This window comes from Marinifilum sp. RC60d5 (assembly GCF_052400665.1).
Classification (GTDB): domain Bacteria; phylum Bacteroidota; class Bacteroidia; order Bacteroidales; family Marinifilaceae; genus JBQTGK01.
The window spans coordinates 25562-42798 of sequence record NZ_JBQTGK010000009.1; the positions used below are offsets into that span (position 1 = coordinate 25562).

Here is a 17237-nt window from a genome sequence, read left to right on the forward strand (position 1 = left end):
TTTGCTTTTACTAAAAATTAAGGGGTGTTTTTTATTTTTAGATAAAAAACACCCCTTAATTTGAATAAAAATACACCCTTGACACATAAAAATGACGTTTTTGGTCTTGCCTTGTTGAAAATGGGGTATTTTTATCTGTCTGTTTTTTCTTTTCAATACAGACTCTATTTTTTTAGGGAGTGTAAGGAGAAAAAGTATTTCTTTTTTTTAGAATGGCTATTGCCTGTTGGGGGCTGTCTAAATATCTTCAAAATTTAATCGCGAAAACGATTTCGACAACCTGTTGTAGAACACATTTTGCTTGTTCGTGAATTTATATAAAATGAGGTTTAATGCTTTGTTAATCAGAGTTTTTAAATGTGTATATATATGTTCGCTTAAATGTTCTTATCTTTTTGGAAATTCAATATAAACTCGGCTATTTTATCTCTCAAGAACTAACAATGACAACAAACATTATAAAAAGGGGAATATCATGAAAAGGAAAGCTTATTTATTGGATCCGAATAAGCTGGTTAAATATTTACAGAAGCCAGCAGAAGAATTTACAAAAGAAGATTTGATTAAATATATTGTTGAGAACAATATTGAAATGATTAATTTTCGCTATGTAGCGGAAGATGGAAAACTAAAAACTCTCAATTTTATTATAACTGGAGCAGATCATCTTGATAGTATTTTATCAACAGGAGAAAGGGTAGACGGATCGAGTTTATTTTCTTTTATTGGTGCCGGATCGAGTGATTTATATGTTATTCCTCGATTTAAAACTGCATTTCTAAATCCATTTTCGGAAGTTCCAAGTTTAGATATTCTTTGTTCGTTTTATACGGCCGAAGGAAAACCATTGGAAAGTGCACCTGAATATATTCTTAAGAAAGCTAACAATTCATTTACTAAAGCAACAGGTCTTCAATTTAAGGCTATGGGTGAGTTGGAATACTATATTAAGAGTGAAAATCATACTTTATATCCAGATGTGGATCAAAAAGGATATCATAGCTCTCAGCCTTTTACAAAATGGGAAGGGTTGAGGAAAGAGGCCATGGTGTTAATTGCTCAATGTGGAGGTAAGATTAAATATGGACACTCCGAAGTAGGAAGTTTCTCTTCTGGTGATGATGGATACGAGCAACACGAAATTGAATTTTTACCTGTGAATCCGGAGGAGGCAGTTGAGCAGTTGATAATTGGTAAATGGATTGTAAGAATGCTTGCCGCCCGTGAGAATGCTTTGGTAAGTTGGGCTCCAAAAATTACTGTGGGTAAGGCAGGTAGTGGTTTGCATATTCACATGCTGGTAGAAAAAGAGGGTAGAAATATTTGTATTGAGAATGGTAAATTAAGCAATACAGCAAAAAAAATGATTGCTGGGATCATGAATTTGTCGGGAGCGCTAACAGCTTTTGGAAACACAATCCCTACTTCATATTTGCGCTTGGTTCCTCATCAGGAAGCACCGACTTATGTGTGTTGGGGAGATAGAAACCGATCTGTTTTGGTACGCGTTCCTCTTGGATGGGTAGGAGCATCGGATATGATAAAAGATGTTAACCCACAACAGGCTGCCGATCCAAGAGATTTTTCTAGTAAGCAAACTTTTGAATTTAGAGTGCCCGATGGATCTGCCGATATTTATTTATTGGTGGCTGGTTTAATTGTTGCTGGTCAGCATGGATTAGAGATGGAAAACGGACTGCAATTGGCCGAAGAATTATATGCGGATGTTGATATCTTTACCTCAGAGTATAAAGAGAAACTTGATAGTTTAGAGCAATTGCCAACTTGTTGCTGGGAAAGTTCAGATGCTTTAGCTGCCAAAAGGGAAGTGTTTGAAAAGAATGGAATATTTCCTAAAGGAACAATTGATGCGGTAGTAAATAACCTCAAACTTTATAAAGACAATGGTTTAAATGATCGTATTTTGGGTAAAGTAGATAAGATTATGGAGATTGTTGACAAATATATTCATTGTATGTAATTAGAATGGAGGCTAATTACATTAAAAAAAAGTCCTGTAAGCAATATGCCTACAGGACTTTTTGTATTAACAGAAATAGTTATTCTTTATAGGCAAAAGAATATGACTCATCATGTTGTGAAATATCCAGACCTTTCTTTTCGGAGTATTCGGATACTCGTAATGGAACAATCTGATTTGTTATCCAGTACAAAAGGTAAGAACCACCAAAAGTGAAAATTCCTACGATTAGCAGTGCAAGAATGTGCATTAAGAAAGTGTGAAATTCTCCATGAATTAATCCAACATTGTGAGCAAAAACAGCTGTTAGAATCATTCCGGTAATACCTCCCATTCCGTGTGCTGGAAATACATCTAGCGTGTCGTCTAGTGAAGTTTTTCCTTGCAATGTAATCGCATAATTGCTAATAATAGAGGCAATTACGCCAATGGTAATAGATGCTCCAACATCTACAAATCCTGCTGCAGGAGTAATGGCTACTAAACCAACAACAAGACCAATTGCGGCTCCCAATCCCGATGGTTTATTTCCTCGTGCTCCATCTAAAAATACCCAGGTTAGCATAGCTGCAGCCGAAGCAGTATTGGTATTTAAAAGAGCTAATACTGCAGTTGATGAGGCTTCCAAAGCAGAACCTGCATTGAAACCAAACCATCCAAACCAAAGCATACCGGCTCCTAGTAAAACGAATGGAATATTAGATCGTTTTTCGTTGTATTTAGAGTTGGTTCTTTTTCCTAAGAACATTGCTCCTGCAAGAGCAGCAAAACCTGCCGACATGTGAACAACTGTTCCTCCGGCAAAATCTAGCACTCCCATATTGCGAAGAAAACCATTTGGGTGCCAGGTCCAATGAGCAAGCGGGGCATAAATAAATATTGTAAATAAGCTGATAAATATGATGTATGCGCGAAACCTCACCCTTCCTGCAAATGATCCGGTAATTAGTGCAGGAGTAATAATTGCAAATTTTAATTGAAAAAGAGCAAACAGGGCAAAAGGAATTGTTGGCGACATTTCGGGATGTGTAAATCCGCCCACGTTTTTAAACATTAAAAAAGTTAAGGGATTCCCTAATAATCCATATCCTTCGCTACCTATACTTTCACCAAAAGCAATGCTAAATCCGCATATTACCCAGATGATACTTACAATTCCCATTGAAACAAAACTTTGTAGAATTGTAGAGATAATATTTCTGGGATCTACCATTCCTCCATAGAAAAAGGCTAGGCCGGGAGTCATTAGTAATACCAAAGCAGTAGAAGTTAGCATCCATGCCACATCTCCAGCTACAATATTTGGATCAGTTGATCCGAATTCTACGCCGGGTGCAAAAATCCCAACGATCGACACCACTACTAAAAATAGCAGGGCATATAACCACTTTTTACTGTTTTTCATCTTTGTAAAGATTAATAAGGTAAAATAATCTGTTAGGTGTGATTATTATTATGTGGTCCGTCAAATTTACGCTTCGGGGTCAAAAATAAAGTAAAATATTCAATATAACAACAAGTATGTAGGGGGTGTAATTACAAAAACATCAATAAAAACCATTTTAACCCCTATTATTAGCATGGTGTGTAATTCTGTTTTATTTTTAAAAATCAGTATGGTGAGTTTTTAGAAAGGATATAATATTGAAGAATGCAAGTATGAACCGATGTGCAGAAATCAATTAGATGGTTTAAGGGGTTATAAAAAAAGCTTCATGTAAATGAAGCTTTTTTATTAGTCTTTTTCTATATTTAGTTGATGTATTATAAACTTTCCATTTTGTTCTTTAAGAAGAAAGCTTACCCTAAATTTACCTTTTTTGGTTTGTAAATCGCCGGTTACATATCTTGCTCCGGTTTTACCGCCTGTATGTTTCCTGATGAAATTGACAGGTGGAAAATCATTAAAAAATTTTGACATAATTTGTTTAGCCTGAGATTTACTGTAGCTTGATTCTTTATCCTGAATGCTTAAAGCAACTCTATCGCCAAAAAAATTAGATAAGCTAATGCTATTTCCTTGTTTAAAAGCAAGAATTAAATCTCCTGGTAAATCATTTCTATTTTGGGATATAGTATTTGAACAATTGCCCAATATAAGAATACCTATAAATATGTATTTTATAATTCTCATCTGAATAGTTTTAATCTAATATCATTTACCTTTATGCAAATTCTGTGCGAAAAGTATATCGCAAGATAAAAAAATCTCATTAATGAAGATGACTGATTGGTAATAAATCATTAATGGTTTTAAATATTATATTGATTATGTGCTGTTTATGGTGTTTGGTTGAGTTTTGTTTCTAGGTGTAATATAGAGTTAAAAAACTGATAAAACAGATTAAAAATTTAAAAATGAAAATAACTCTTCTTGTAATTGGTAAAACGGATAAGGATTTTGTGATAAAAGGAATCGAAGAATATAGAAAGAGGTTGGTGCATTATCTTCCTTTTGAATTGGTCATAATTCCTGATTTAAAGAATACTAAAAATCTGTCAGAAAGTCAGCAAAAGCAAAAAGAAGGTGAATTAATTCTGGATAAAGTAAAAACGTCGGACACCTTAATTTTGTTAGATGAAAATGGAAAAGAATTTTCATCGGTGGGCTTTTCGAAATTTATTGAACAGAAAATGATTGCTGGAGTTAAGAATTTGATTTTTGTTATTGGAGGACCTTACGGTTTTTCTCAGGATGTGTATAATAAAGCCCAAGGGAAAGTGTCCTTATCTAAAATGACCTTTTCGCATCAGATGATTCGAATGATTTTTGTGGAGCAACTTTACAGGGCAATGACAATAATTAAGGGAGAACCTTACCATCATGTTTGATGATTTAATTGAATTATGCTAATTTGGGAGAGGTTTAGCACGAATTTTGTTAAATGAAACAAGAATCTTAAAATTTTCTCTCTTGAAAAAAGAACTTCTCAAATATGTTTTGGGACTGTTATTGTTAGTTTTTCTGGTACTGGCAATATCGTCTGATTATTTTTTTAGTCGTAACAATAGTCTCATTCATTCTGCTGATCGTATTCAGGAGGTTTTTCAAAAAAAAGAATTGCTCCTGTCAAAGGATATAGCTGAGCTTCGTTCCGCTATTAAGAATGGAAACTTAGGCTTAAATCGGTACAAAGATTTTTCTGAATTCGAGCACGACTTGAAGGATGATGGTTTTGTTCTTTTGGGATTTAAAGAGGATAGTATTATATTTTGGAGTGATAATTCCTTTATCCTGCCAAAGGATTGTTCGTTGAAGAAAATGGAAGCTTCGGTTGCAAAATTTCCAAACGGCTGGTACTATATTGAAAAACAAAAGCAGGATTCTATTGATTTTTATGGCTTACTTCTACTAAAAAAGATATATCCATATCAAAATAAATTTTTACGTAATTACTTCGATAAAGAATTTAAAATTCCTGCAGAGTACACTATTTCATTAGATAATGAAAGTGGAGTGCCAATAAATAATAAGAATGGCGATTATCTTTTTTCTATTAACGAAAGTGATTTAAGTTTTGTTACGCAGAAAGAAGAAGACGGAACAGGTGTGTTATATGGTATTTTTACTATTCTCGCACTTATTTTTTGTACTATTATAATTACCAATATACGAAACAAAAAAATTGGAGTTGTCTTGCTTATTGTGTATGCTCTAGGATTATTTTTTGTCAGGTATTTTATGTTGTTATGGAATGTTCCAGGGGTATTATCCGATCTTGAAATTTTTTCTCCATTATTATTTGCCAGTTCATTCTTTTTTCCATCGCTGGGAGATTTTGTGATAAATGCAGTATTTCTTTTTGCTCTAGTTTATGCTTATTCGGTTTATGCAATAAAAAATGAATTAAGTAAAAACATTACAAAAGTTTGGTTTTACATATATATTATTTGTCATTTAATTGTTTTTTGGATTCTTTACTATTGGATTGGTGAATTAATTGCCAGTTTGGTGATTGATTCTAGCTTTAGTTTGCAGATGTTTGTTTTTCAGGATAAGGGAATGTATATTTTTACAGGTTTCTTTATTTTATTGCTGCTTCTGTATTCTCTTGGTTATTTAGCATATACAACAGCTGTGTTGGCAAAATATAGTTGTGCGCGTAATAGGTATTTCACCGTCGTTTTTGTTGTTGCAGTATTTGCTTTAGCTCTTATTTATTTTTGCGATTCTGTTGATAAGGATATAAGCTATTATCTGTTTCCTTTAGCATTGTTCCTGTTTACTGGTTTTGTTGCTTATTGGGAAGATAAGAGAGCCAGATATTCATCACTCATAATTTTATTGCTGCTGGTAGCCGTTGCTATTACTCATCGTATTAATGTTTTATCAGAGAAAAAAGAGGTGCAGAATAGAATGGTTGCTGCCATGAACCTCTCAACAGAGTACGATCCAACTTCTGAGAATCTTTTGATTGATATGCAGAAAAAACTGGATGAGGATAAAATGCTAGCAAATCTTTGCGATAGGCCATTTCGAAATGAAATGAAAATAATGGATCATATCCAGTCAAAATACTTTACCGGATATTGGGAGCAATATCATTTACAAATAACCATTTGTAATGATAGTGATGACCTAAATATTGAGCCCGATAATGAAATAAGAAATTGTTTTGAATTTTTTCATGAGATGATTTTAGAGGCCGGAGAAGCTATTCCCAATACTGATTTTTACTATCTGAATGAATTTAACGGAATGGTATCCTATTTAGGAGTTATCGAAACAAAATCGAAACGGAACGATTTGGTTAAAATTTATATTCGTTTAGACTCAAAAGTGGGCAATGAGGGATTGGGTTATCCCGATTTATTATTGGACGAAAAAGTTGCTCTTCGTCCTCGGGGAAACGACTATTCTTACGGAAAATACCGAAAGGGAAAGCTAATTGCATCTTCGGGAGACTACTCCTATTACATGAGTAATAAAGTGTTTGGAAAGTCGGATAAAAATGTATTTAGAATTGAATTAGATGGATATGATCATTTGGTATACAAATTTGGCAGCAATGCAGTTGTTGTAAGTAGCAAAATTGTAGGTTGGTATAATCGAGTAATTACAGTTCCATATATTTTTGTGATGCTCTATATTTTTGGATTTCTAATTTGGTTCTTAGAAAAGTGTCCCTGGAAATTTAAATTTAATATGAGTTTTAAGTATCGAATACAATATTCGATACTTGGTTTGTTAATGCTATTTTTTATTTTGCTTGGAGGAGGAACAGTTTACTATACGATTGAGAGAAGTGAACAGTTAAATAATAGACAACTACGTGAGAAACTGCAGTTGGTAAAAAGAGAGGTTATTGCAAATCTGAATAAGGATAATAATGTTGATTTCTTAACAGACCAATTGCGCCGTTTGTCTGAATTAATATATGCAGACATACACATCTACGATCTTTCAGGGAAACTGGTGTCATCGTCGCGACCCGAGATCTTTGAAAAAGGATTGCAGCATACAAGAATGAATTTTGCAGCCTATTATCAATTATTCTTTCAGGAGAAAACCAGTTTTATACATCGCGAAGAAATAGGATCCATGTCCTATTTATCGGCTTACGAAGCAATTTTTGATGAAAACAACGAGTTGGTAGCTTTTATAAATTTGCCATATTTCCTCAAAAGTCAGGAGCTGGAGAAGGAGATGTTTAATCTTGTTTTGGCAGGAGTAAATCTTCACGTATTCATGATTTTGTTGGCAATTTTTCTTTCTGTATTTATTTCCAATAAGATTACTAATCCGCTTAGATTAATTCAAAATCGCTTAAAAGCAACACGCTTTGGATCTTATGGCGAAAAAATTGAGTATTCTAAAGATGATGAAATTGGAAGTTTGGTTAAGGAATACAATCAGATGTTGCTGGAGCTGGAGGAGAGTGCCGAACGATTATCTAAATCGGAAAGAGAGTCGGCCTGGAGAGAAATGGCTCGCCAAATTGCTCATGAAATTAAGAATCCGCTTACTCCAATGAAGTTGAGTATTCAGTTTTTACAGAGGAGATTCGATGAGAAATCAGAAAATAGAGAAGAGCATCTTAAACAAGTTAGTAAAACTTTAATTGAGCAGATTAATGCTTTGTCGTCTATTGCAACAGCTTTTTCTAATTTTGCAAAAATGCCTAAAGCTAAAAGCGAGAGTTTAAATTTGGTTGATATTATTTATCATGTAATATCATTATTTAAAAATGATAAATTTGATTTAAAGTTGGTGTTGAATGATATCGAAAATGCAAATGTTTTTGTCGATAGAGAGCAATTTGTTAGAGTGTTTGTAAACCTGATAAATAACGCAATACAATCTATTCCCGAAGATAGACCAGGCCAAATTGTTTTGGAGCTCGAAGAGCAAGATAATTTTTATCAGGCATCGGTAATCGATAATGGTTTAGGAATTGATGATTTAGTAAAAGAAAAATTATTTTATCCTAACTTTACAACTAAATCGGGAGGAATGGGGCTTGGTTTAGCAATTGTTAAAAATATTGTAGAAAATGCAAATGGAAAAATCTGGGTTGATTCTGAAGAGAATGTAGGCTCCTGTTTTTTCGTTAAAATTCCAAAATATAAAGAGCTATGAAGATAAAGATCTTAATGGATAATACCGCTAAGGAAGGATTTGATTCGGTACATGGATTTTCGTCTATTATTGAGGCGGGGAAAAAAATACTGTTCGATTTAGGACCCAATGACCTGTTTCTAAAGAATGCTGAGAAGCTGGGTGAAGATCTTAATGATATTGATACAATTGTGTTAAGCCACGGGCACTGGGATCATGGCGATGGATTGGCTTATCTTTCGGATAAGAAATTGATTTTGCATCCAAGTAGTTTTATCGAAAGATTTAGAAAAAGGAATAATACCCATGTTGGCCTTGCTATGTCGAAGGAAGAATTGCAGGCAAAATATGAAATAATAGAATCTAGTGAACCATATTGGCTTTCTGATCAGATGGTTTTTTTGGGTGAGATACCTCGTGAAAATGATTTCGAATCGAAGGAAAGTCCTTTTCTTTTGCCCGATGGATCGTCGGATTTTGTACCTGACGATTCGGCCATAGCCATTAAATTGAGTAAAGGATTGGTTGTGATTAGTGGTTGCGCACATGCGGGAATTTGTAATACAGTATCCTATGCACGCAAAGTATGTGGGGAAGATAAAGTATATGCAGTTTTAGGTGGTTTCCATTTGAAAGAAATAGATGAGCTAACAAAGAAAACCATTCAATTTTTAAAAAATGAAAAGGTAGAATTAGTGGGGCCAACTCATTGCACGAGTTTTAAGGTTCGCGACGAATTTAAAAAACACTTAAAAGTGATAAATCTAGATGCCGGAGCCGTAATGGATTTGTAGTTAATTTACTTCGTCCATAGAAATGAGATTGTGTAAAATGGCATACACCGTTAATCCGGAAACAGATTTAATACCAAGTTTATGGGTAATGTTTTTTCGATGCGTTACAACTGTGTGTATACTAATAAAAAGTTGATCGGCCATTTCTTTATTTGTTAAGCCTAAAGCTATATGCTTTAGAATGTTTTTTTCGCGGGCACTTAAAGGGTCGTTCGATTTTTCAGTAGGGATGTCTTTATTTATTTTATTGATAAGCTCTTGTATTCTGTCCAAAATATAAGTTTGGGAGTCGGAATATAGTAAATAGGCATCCGCTTTGTATTTTGTTTTTATTTCCTGATTGTCCGAAATGAGCACCAAACTCATACTTTTCCCATTCTCGAAAACTTGTTTCAAGTTACTGGAATTGGAATCCATCATATTTGGATTTACAATTAAAATATTCGGCTTAATACGATTAAGCGTATCAATAAGTATGTCTTTATTACAAATGGTTTGTACAACCTCGGCATTTTCTAGTTTTTGTAAAATAGAATACAAGCCTTTTCTAATCAGACAGAGATTTTCAGCTATAAGTATAGTTGTTTTTGGCATAGAATCAGGAGTTTAAAAAAGGTTTTTAATAGATTTCTCCATTAATATAATCTTAGGTGTTAAAACCTTGTCTTCTATGCGCGAGTGGTAGTTTAAATCTTCTTCCAGCCTGAATAAATCCTGAATAATGGAATGATATAGGGTTGTATTTTCTGGCGGCCTAAGGTATTTAATCATTATGGTTCGTAAGTCCATTAATTTTTCTTCTACATCATCATGACCTTCTTCGTATTCTTCTATTGAGAAGGATTCGAATATTTCTTGATTTTTTTCTGAGAAATCTTGATTGTTAATAATCTCATTTACTGTTAGGGCATAAGGAAAAACAGTATCTTCCTCGTGCATGATGTGCGCCGTAAGTTCGTTTTTATAATCTTCAAAAAAGTTTTTAATTAAATCAATAAACTTTTTATTTTCAGACTCTTCTGAGGCTAATCTCATTATTTTCCGCTCTATTTCGCGCAAAGTAGTATTTAAATAACTAGCATGAGTCATTCTTAGGTAAGCCACAATGTTTTTAACCGAAATACTCTGAAGTTCTTCTTTAGGAAAATAATCCTGATCGTGATATGCGTTTACCAGCTGTAGAAAAAAATTCAGGTCAACATCATTTTCTTCACAAACATCTGCTACGGTTTTTTCTCCAAAGCCTAAATTAATTCCAAATCGATGAATAACAGGAATTAACAGGTAATTCATTTGAATTACGTCGGCTAATTTCATATTTTGGCTTAAGCGCATATCTTTAATATTTTTAATCAGTCTAAATTAACTAATTTTTGCGAACTACAAATGTAGATTTTAAGCTGCTTGTATGCAATCCCCATTATTAGGTATAATGCGAGTGTTAACTACTTCTCAAAATGGATTTTTTCTTTGATATGAAGAATTCTTGATTTCGCATACTCGTACCTTTCTCCACCAATATCGCTGGTTTGTTGTATGTATTTCGAATAATATTTTAAAGCTTTAGATTTATTGTCTCCGAACTCTTCGTATGTGCTTGCGATCTCGTAAAGGGTTTCAGGATTAGAATCATCAAGTTCGATATTTTTAAGATATTCTTTCACTGATTTTTCGAATTCTCTATTTGCTCCGTACGCTTTTGCCAAATATAGGTGTATTGAAGCTTTAATAGGGGGATTAATATAAAATAAGGCATCTTCAAGAAATTTTATTCCTTTTTCAGTGTCGTGTAATCTCGAATAGCAAATGCCCAGATAAAAGTTAATCATAGGGTCTTTTTCTACTGCTTTATTGTATTTTTCAAGCCAGTTAATTGCTTTATTATATTGCCTTGTTTGCATATAACAAATGCCAAGTTGTTTGTAATCGCTAAGTTTTAGTTTATTTCTTTCGTTTAAATTTTCAAAAATATTTAAAGCATTCTCATACCACTCTAAACCAATTAAGCATTGTGCTTTTTTCTTTAAAATAAGATGATTGTTGGGGAAAGTATTTAGTCCGTTATTGGCAAATGCTAAAGCTTGTTCATAAGCAGCCATTTCATAAAACTTTTGCATGATATGAAGAATTACTGATAGGTCAGCTTCGTTTAGTTCGTAGGCTTTTAAATAAGATGCCAATGAACCCAGATAATTTTGCATCTTATTTTTTAGACTGCCAATTTGTTTGTGTAAGTATGGATTTAGGGAATCTTTAGATATTAATCGCTCATAAATATTTAAACTTTTATTGTAGCTGCCTAAAATTGTATAGGTTTTTGCAAGTAATAAACCGCCTTGATAGTTAGTGCTATCAAGTTTCTGTATTTTTTGTAATGTATTTCTGGCAGCAGGATAATTGCCCATAGCGTATAAACAATTGCCAAGATTGATTAGCGTTGGAACCGATTTTGAATTTAATTGATATGCTTTTTGATAATTTTCGACGGCAAGCTTGTTCCGGTTTAAATTTTGATATGCTTTGCCCAAACGAAAATGTAATTGGCTATTGGTACTGTCTTTATCGATTAACTGATTTAATAGCGGAATTGCACTTTCATATTTACCTGAAAACAATAGCTGATCGATTTTATTTACTTTTTGCGGGTATACTTTAAGTGAAAATATAGCAAGTGCTACAATTAAACTTATGCTTAGTTTTATCATTGGGTTTAGGGTTTGGTAATTATCAGTATAAATATAACTAAAAGATTAGTTATAAAAAATTTTATCACTTAGAATAAAAAAATAGCCGACTCATAATTTCTGAGTCGGCTAATGAAATTGCATGTTTTAGCAATTTATTTTTTTCTGATAAATATCTGAATAGGAACTCCGGTAAATTGCCAGTTCTTTCTAATCTGATTTTCAAGATATCTTTTGTATGGATCTTTAACGTATTGTGGTAAATTACAATAAAAGGCAAATGTTGGAGCTAAAGTAGGTAGTTGAGTAACATACTTAATTTTAATAAATTTTCCTTTTACCGACGGAGGAGTAAAGGCCTCAATAGCAGCTTGCATGACTTTATTTAATTCAGAGGTTGTAATTTTACGAACCCTGTTTTCATAAACATCAAGAGCCGATTCCAATACGTTAAGTAATCTTTGTTTCTCGGTTGCCGATGTAAATACAATTGGCACATCGTTAAAAGGGGCAATTCGATTTCTGATTTGTTCTTCGAAATCTTTCATGGTATTGGTTTCTTTTTCTATCAAGTCCCATTTGTTAACCATGATTACAACACCTTTTCGGTTTTTAATAATCAAATCAAAAATTGCTAAATCCTGAGCTTCAACACCACGGGTTGCGTCTAATATCATAACACAAACATCAGCAGTTTCTATGGTTCGAATCGAACGCATTACCGAGTAAAATTCTAAATCTTCATTTACCTTTGGTTTTTTACGAACTCCTGCCGTATCAACCAACATAAAATCGTGTCCAAATTTTTGAAAACGCGTATGAATAGAATCTCGTGTGGTTCCTGCTACATCGGTAACAATATTTCTTTCAACACCAATTAAAGCATTTACGGTTGATGATTTTCCAACATTAGGACGACCAACAAAAGCAATTCTTGGTAATTCAGAGTTTTCTTCCTCAGGCTTTTCTTCAAAATCAGCAACTACTGCATCCAGTAAATCTCCTGTTCCCGAACCATTAACCGAAGAAATTGGATAAACAAATTCACCAATTCCAACAGAATAAAACTCGTTGGCAGAAAACATTAATTCGCTATTATCTGCTTTATTCGCAACTAAATAAACTTTTTTATCTGTTCTACGAAGAACACGAGCAACTGCTTCGTCTAAATCGGTAAGTCCGTGTTGTACATCTAAAACAAAAAGAATAGAATCAGCTTCCTCAATGGCAAGAAGTACTTGTTTACGAATTTCGTCATCAAATACATCTTCCGAATTAAAAGAGTATCCTCCCGTATCTATTACTGAAAATTCCTGTCCGTTCCAGTCTGCTTTCCCGTAATTACGGTCGCGAGTTACTCCGGCAGTTTCATTTACGATAGCTTGTCTTGTTCCTGTAAGTCTGTTAAAAAGTGTAGATTTTCCAACATTTGGACGACCTACGATTGCAACGATATTGCTCATTTCAATTATCTGTTATCTGTAAATGGTATCAAATGATAGCCATTAATTTCATTATTGCTGATAGCCGAAGCCTTTCAACTTATTTTCTTTATTTCTCCAGTCCTTAGCAACTTTTACATACAATTTCAGAAAAACTTTCTTTCCAAAAAATACTTCCATGTCTTTTCTTGCTTCGGTACCTACTTTTTTTAGTGCTTTTCCCTGATGTCCAATAATAATTCCCTTTTGAGAAGTTCTTTCAACATTAATCACCGCCATAATGTTGATAATTTTTGGCTCATCCTTAAATTCTTCCACTTCTACCTCTACAGCATAAGGAATTTCTTTTTCGTAATTGGTTAATATCTTTTCACGGATAATTTCATTTACAAAAAATCGAGATGGTAAATCTGTCATTTCATCTTTCGCAAAATAAGGAGGTCCTTCTGGTAAAAGCTCTAAAATTCTATCAAATAAATTGGATACATTAAAATTCTCTTTGGCAGACATAGGGAAAATTTCTGCTTTCGGAAGCTTCTCTTTCCATACATCCATCATTTCAACCAACTTTTCCTGATTGGTTAAGTCGATTTTATTGAGAATTAAAATCACAGGCTTATCTGTGTTTTGTACCTTCTTTAAAAAGTCTTCATTTTTGTCGATTGTTTCAACCACATCGGTCACATATAAAATAATGTCAGCATCTACCAATGCCGAGGTTGAAAACTTCATCATCGATTCCTGAAGCTTGTAGTTGGGTTTTAATACCCCTGGCGTATCAGAATAAACAATCTGAAAATCATCTCCATTTACAATTCCTTTAATACGATGACGAGTGGTCTGCGATTTCGAGGTGATAATCGAGATGCGTTCGCCAACCAAATTATTCATTAAGGTTGATTTTCCAACGTTCGGATTTCCAATGATATTTACAAAACCTGACTTATGAGGCATACCTACTCCAATTTAGTGATTTAAAAATTTTTGCAAAGATAGAATAATTAATATCATTTACGAAAAAGTATCAAATGTGACAGAAATAAAAGAAAGCAATTTTGTGAGTGAGCAAGTTTTTTCAGCGATTATGGAGAAATAGAATTTCAATCCGAAAAAGTACCCCTTGATGGCGTAATCTTTTTCAGCTCGTACTCTGCAAAGCAGAAATTTTATTTTACGGCAATTCCGTGATTTATATACCTGTTTAGGTTATTTACCCTTCGGTTGTGGTTTATTATAGATGCGTTTAGGTTATTAATGTATATTTTGAGGTTCCGAAATGATAATTTTAGGTTGACTAACCCCAATTTTGAGGTTCCAAACCTAAAAAATGGGGTTAAGTACCGAAGTGTTGAGGTTTGGAACCGAACGGTATCAAAAAACAACCTAAATGCATCTATAAATAACCTAAACGTATCAATAAATCATCCCAAAATATAATTTCGCAAGCGCAACAGATCAATGATGAAGCTCATTGGTTGGGTTTGTTAGAGGGCGATTTTTAATTCGAAAAAAGATCCGACTTACAAACAAGATCCAGCAAGCGAACTGTTAAGATTCTTTAAAGCACATCAGCTTCATTTGTTTTTAAATGCGAAAGCTCTATATTTGTATCGTAAACATTGTTTAAAACTTTGTTTCAATACATTTTATTGTTTCTTCAGGGCAGGGTGAAATTCCCGACCGGCGGTGATAGTCCGCGAATCTGTAACAGGATTGAACTGGTGTGATTCCAGTACCGACAGTACAGTCTGGATGGAAGAAGAAAAACAATTGATCGATTTGATTAATTCATGCCAATGGAAATAATTTTCCGTGTGGTGAACTTATAATAGATGCCCTGAATAGTTTATGAACTGTTCAGGGCTTTTTTATTTTTTGATCTTAGAAATGAGATTTGTATTTACTCATTAACTAAAAGAATGAATAGAGATTACGAATACATGCAAATGGCTTTTGAGCTAGCCAAAAAGGGGGTTGGGAAAGTAAACCCAAATCCTTTGGTTGGTGCAGTCATTGTAAAGAATGATAAAGTAATTGGTGAAGGTTTTCATGAATACTATGGTGGGCCGCATGCCGAAGTGAACGCATTTCGTTCTGCTAAAGAATCGGTAGAAGGTGCTACAATGTATGTAACACTTGAGCCTTGTTCGCATTATGGAAAAACACCTCCTTGTGCCGAGGCAATTGTAAAGAACAGGATTTCGAGAGTTGTAATTGGGATGTTGGATCCAAATCCATTGGTAGCAGGTAAAGGTGTAAAAATTTTAGAGGACCACGGAATTAAGGTTGATTATGGCTATCTGTGTGAAGAATTGACCGATATGAATCGTGTTTTTCTTAAGTATATCCAATGCAAATTACCTTATGTAGTGATGAAGACGGCCATGACTTTAGATGGAAAAATTGCCAGTAGAACAGGAGATTCTCGTTGGGTTTCCAATGAAAAATCGAGAGCTAAAGTTCACGAATTAAGAAATGAACTTTCCGCTATAATGGTAGGTGTTGATACAGTAATTGCTGACGACCCAATGCTGACAACCAGATTGGAATCAAATAAGGGACGTAATCCAATTCGTATTGTTGTTGATAGTAACTTAAGAACTCCTTTGGATTCGAAGATTTTAAATAGCAGCGATGAAGCTAAAACAATAGTTGCCGTTACAAAAAGTGCCAAAGCTGATAGAATTAAAGCTGTTGAGGTTTTAGGGAATAAGGTGCTGATGTTTAATTCTTCAGATGGAAGAGTTCATTTGGCGGATTTGATGGCGAAATTAGGTAAAGAAGGAATTGATGGTATTCTTTTAGAAGGTGGAGCTACCCTTAATTTTTCGGCTTTAGAAGCTGAGATTGTTGATGAGGTAGTTGCTTTTATTGCTTCAAAGATTATTGGTGGAGCAGGCGCAAAATCGCCAGTAGGAGGAGATGGTATTGAATTGATGAAAAATGCGATTCAGTTGAATGATATAAAAATTGATCAGTTTGATCAGGATATAATGTTAACAGGAAGAATTAAAAAGAACTCTGAAAATATTATGGAGTGTAATTAGAGTAAAGGCATTTGAAGTATTAATACTTTAAATTTTGAGCTTGTTACTTGATACTTGAAAAATATGTTTACAGGATTAATTGAAGAAATAGGAAGCATAAAATCTATTAAACGAGGAGGAGAATCGATACGATTAAGTATTGCTGCTCACAAAATAATGGATGACGTGAAGTTGGGCGATAGCATTGCTACAAATGGAATTTGCCTAACTGTAGTTAGTTTTACTTCTACTGGTTTTTCGGCCGATGTGATGCCAGAAACCATGAGCCGAACTAATTTTGGATTGCTCGGAACAGGAAGTCGTGTGAATTTAGAACGAGCCGTTCGTGTTGGTGACCGGTTAGGTGGACATATGGTGAGCGGACATGTTGATGGATTAGGCGAAATTGTTGGCAAAGAGCAAGACGATAATGCCATATGGGTGAGTATTGCCGCTCCTAAAAACATCCTGAAATATGTGATTGAAAAAGGATCGGTTGCCATTGATGGTATCAGCTTGACTGTGGCTTATGTAGATGATAAAATGTTTAAAGTATCGATTATTCCGATGACACAGGAGGATACAACATTAATATCAAAGAAAGCAGGCGAAAAAGTGAATTTGGAATGTGATATGACCGCTAAATATATTGAAAAATTCATGTTTCATAAAGAAGAGGAAAATCAGAAAACAAAATCAGATATCTCGATAGACTTTTTGAAAGAAAATGGTTTTGCTTAATTAAAAATAA

The 17237-nt window shown here is 33.9% G+C and carries 13 protein-coding genes and 1 riboswitch; of the genes, 6 read left to right on the forward strand and 7 right to left on the reverse strand.

Annotated features, from left to right (window positions below; genetic code table 11):
- Positions 1–475: 475 nt before the first annotated feature.
- On the forward strand, positions 476–1981 hold the full coding sequence (locus ACT3CE_RS15415) for a glutamine synthetase family protein (protein ID WP_444710663.1): 1506 nt from the start codon (positions 476–478) through the stop codon (positions 1979–1981).
- 79 nt (positions 1982–2060) lie between these two features.
- Here the strand turns inward: ACT3CE_RS15415 and ACT3CE_RS15420 are convergent, their stop codons facing one another.
- Positions 2061–3386 carry an ammonium transporter gene (locus ACT3CE_RS15420; RefSeq protein WP_444710664.1) on the reverse strand — a complete coding sequence of 442 codons (1326 nt, stop codon included), beginning with the start codon at positions 3384–3386 and terminating at the stop codon, positions 2061–2063.
- Positions 3387–3716: 330 nt separating this feature from the next.
- Positions 3717–4115: a DUF4783 domain-containing protein gene (locus ACT3CE_RS15425; protein ID WP_444710665.1), complete on the reverse strand. Its 399-nt coding sequence runs from the start codon at positions 4113–4115 to the stop codon at positions 3717–3719.
- Positions 4116–4339: 224 nt separating this feature from the next.
- Here ACT3CE_RS15425 and rlmH point away from each other — a divergent pair, with 224 nt between their 5' ends.
- The 3 genes from rlmH to ACT3CE_RS15440 all read left to right on the forward strand — a co-directional run bounded on the left by rlmH (position 4340) and on the right by ACT3CE_RS15440 (position 9334).
- Positions 4340–4813: a 23S rRNA (pseudouridine(1915)-N(3))-methyltransferase RlmH gene (gene rlmH, locus ACT3CE_RS15430; protein ID WP_444710666.1), complete on the forward strand. Its 474-nt coding sequence runs from the start codon at positions 4340–4342 to the stop codon at positions 4811–4813.
- A gap of 82 nt (positions 4814–4895) precedes the next feature.
- On the forward strand, positions 4896–8561 hold the full coding sequence (locus ACT3CE_RS15435; protein ID WP_444710667.1) for an ATP-binding protein: 3666 nt from the start codon (positions 4896–4898) through the stop codon (positions 8559–8561).
- Positions 8558–9334 (forward strand): MBL fold metallo-hydrolase, encoded by a 777-nt coding sequence (locus ACT3CE_RS15440; protein WP_444710668.1) that lies wholly within the window; start codon positions 8558–8560, stop codon positions 9332–9334. Before ACT3CE_RS15435 ends, ACT3CE_RS15440 begins: the two co-directional genes overlap by 4 nt.
- Here the strand turns inward: ACT3CE_RS15440 and ACT3CE_RS15445 are convergent, their stop codons facing one another.
- From ACT3CE_RS15445 to era, 5 genes are all read right to left on the reverse strand, one after another.
- Positions 9335–9928, reverse strand: coding sequence for a response regulator transcription factor (locus ACT3CE_RS15445; RefSeq protein WP_444710669.1), 594 nt, complete (start codon positions 9926–9928; stop codon positions 9335–9337).
- A 12-nt stretch (positions 9929–9940) separates the two neighbouring features.
- Entirely contained in the window at positions 9941–10669 is a 729-nt protein-coding gene (locus ACT3CE_RS15450) for a hypothetical protein (RefSeq protein ID WP_444710670.1), read from the reverse strand.
- A 110-nt stretch (positions 10670–10779) separates the two neighbouring features.
- Positions 10780–12039 (reverse strand): tetratricopeptide repeat protein, encoded by a 1260-nt coding sequence (locus tag ACT3CE_RS15455; RefSeq protein WP_444710671.1) that lies wholly within the window; start codon positions 12037–12039, stop codon positions 10780–10782.
- A gap of 134 nt (positions 12040–12173) precedes the next feature.
- Positions 12174–13481 carry a ribosome biogenesis GTPase Der gene (gene der / locus ACT3CE_RS15460; RefSeq protein ID WP_444710672.1) on the reverse strand — a complete coding sequence of 436 codons (1308 nt, stop codon included), beginning with the start codon at positions 13479–13481 and terminating at the stop codon, positions 12174–12176.
- A 51-nt stretch (positions 13482–13532) separates the two neighbouring features.
- A complete protein-coding gene (era, locus tag ACT3CE_RS15465; protein WP_444710673.1) occupies positions 13533–14414 on the reverse strand; it encodes a GTPase Era in 882 nt (293 codons plus the stop codon).
- Between the two features lie 695 nt (positions 14415–15109).
- Positions 15110–15228, forward strand: a riboswitch (FMN riboswitch).
- 151 nt (positions 15229–15379) lie between these two features.
- Here era and ribD point away from each other — a divergent pair.
- Both ribD and ACT3CE_RS15475 read left to right on the forward strand, forming a co-directional pair.
- Entirely contained in the window at positions 15380–16507 is a 1128-nt protein-coding gene (ribD, locus tag ACT3CE_RS15470; protein WP_444710674.1) for a bifunctional diaminohydroxyphosphoribosylaminopyrimidine deaminase/5-amino-6-(5-phosphoribosylamino)uracil reductase RibD, read from the forward strand.
- A gap of 63 nt (positions 16508–16570) precedes the next feature.
- On the forward strand, positions 16571–17227 hold the full coding sequence (locus tag ACT3CE_RS15475) for a riboflavin synthase (protein ID WP_444710675.1): 657 nt from the start codon (positions 16571–16573) through the stop codon (positions 17225–17227).
- The last annotated feature ends 10 nt before the right edge of the window (positions 17228–17237 follow it).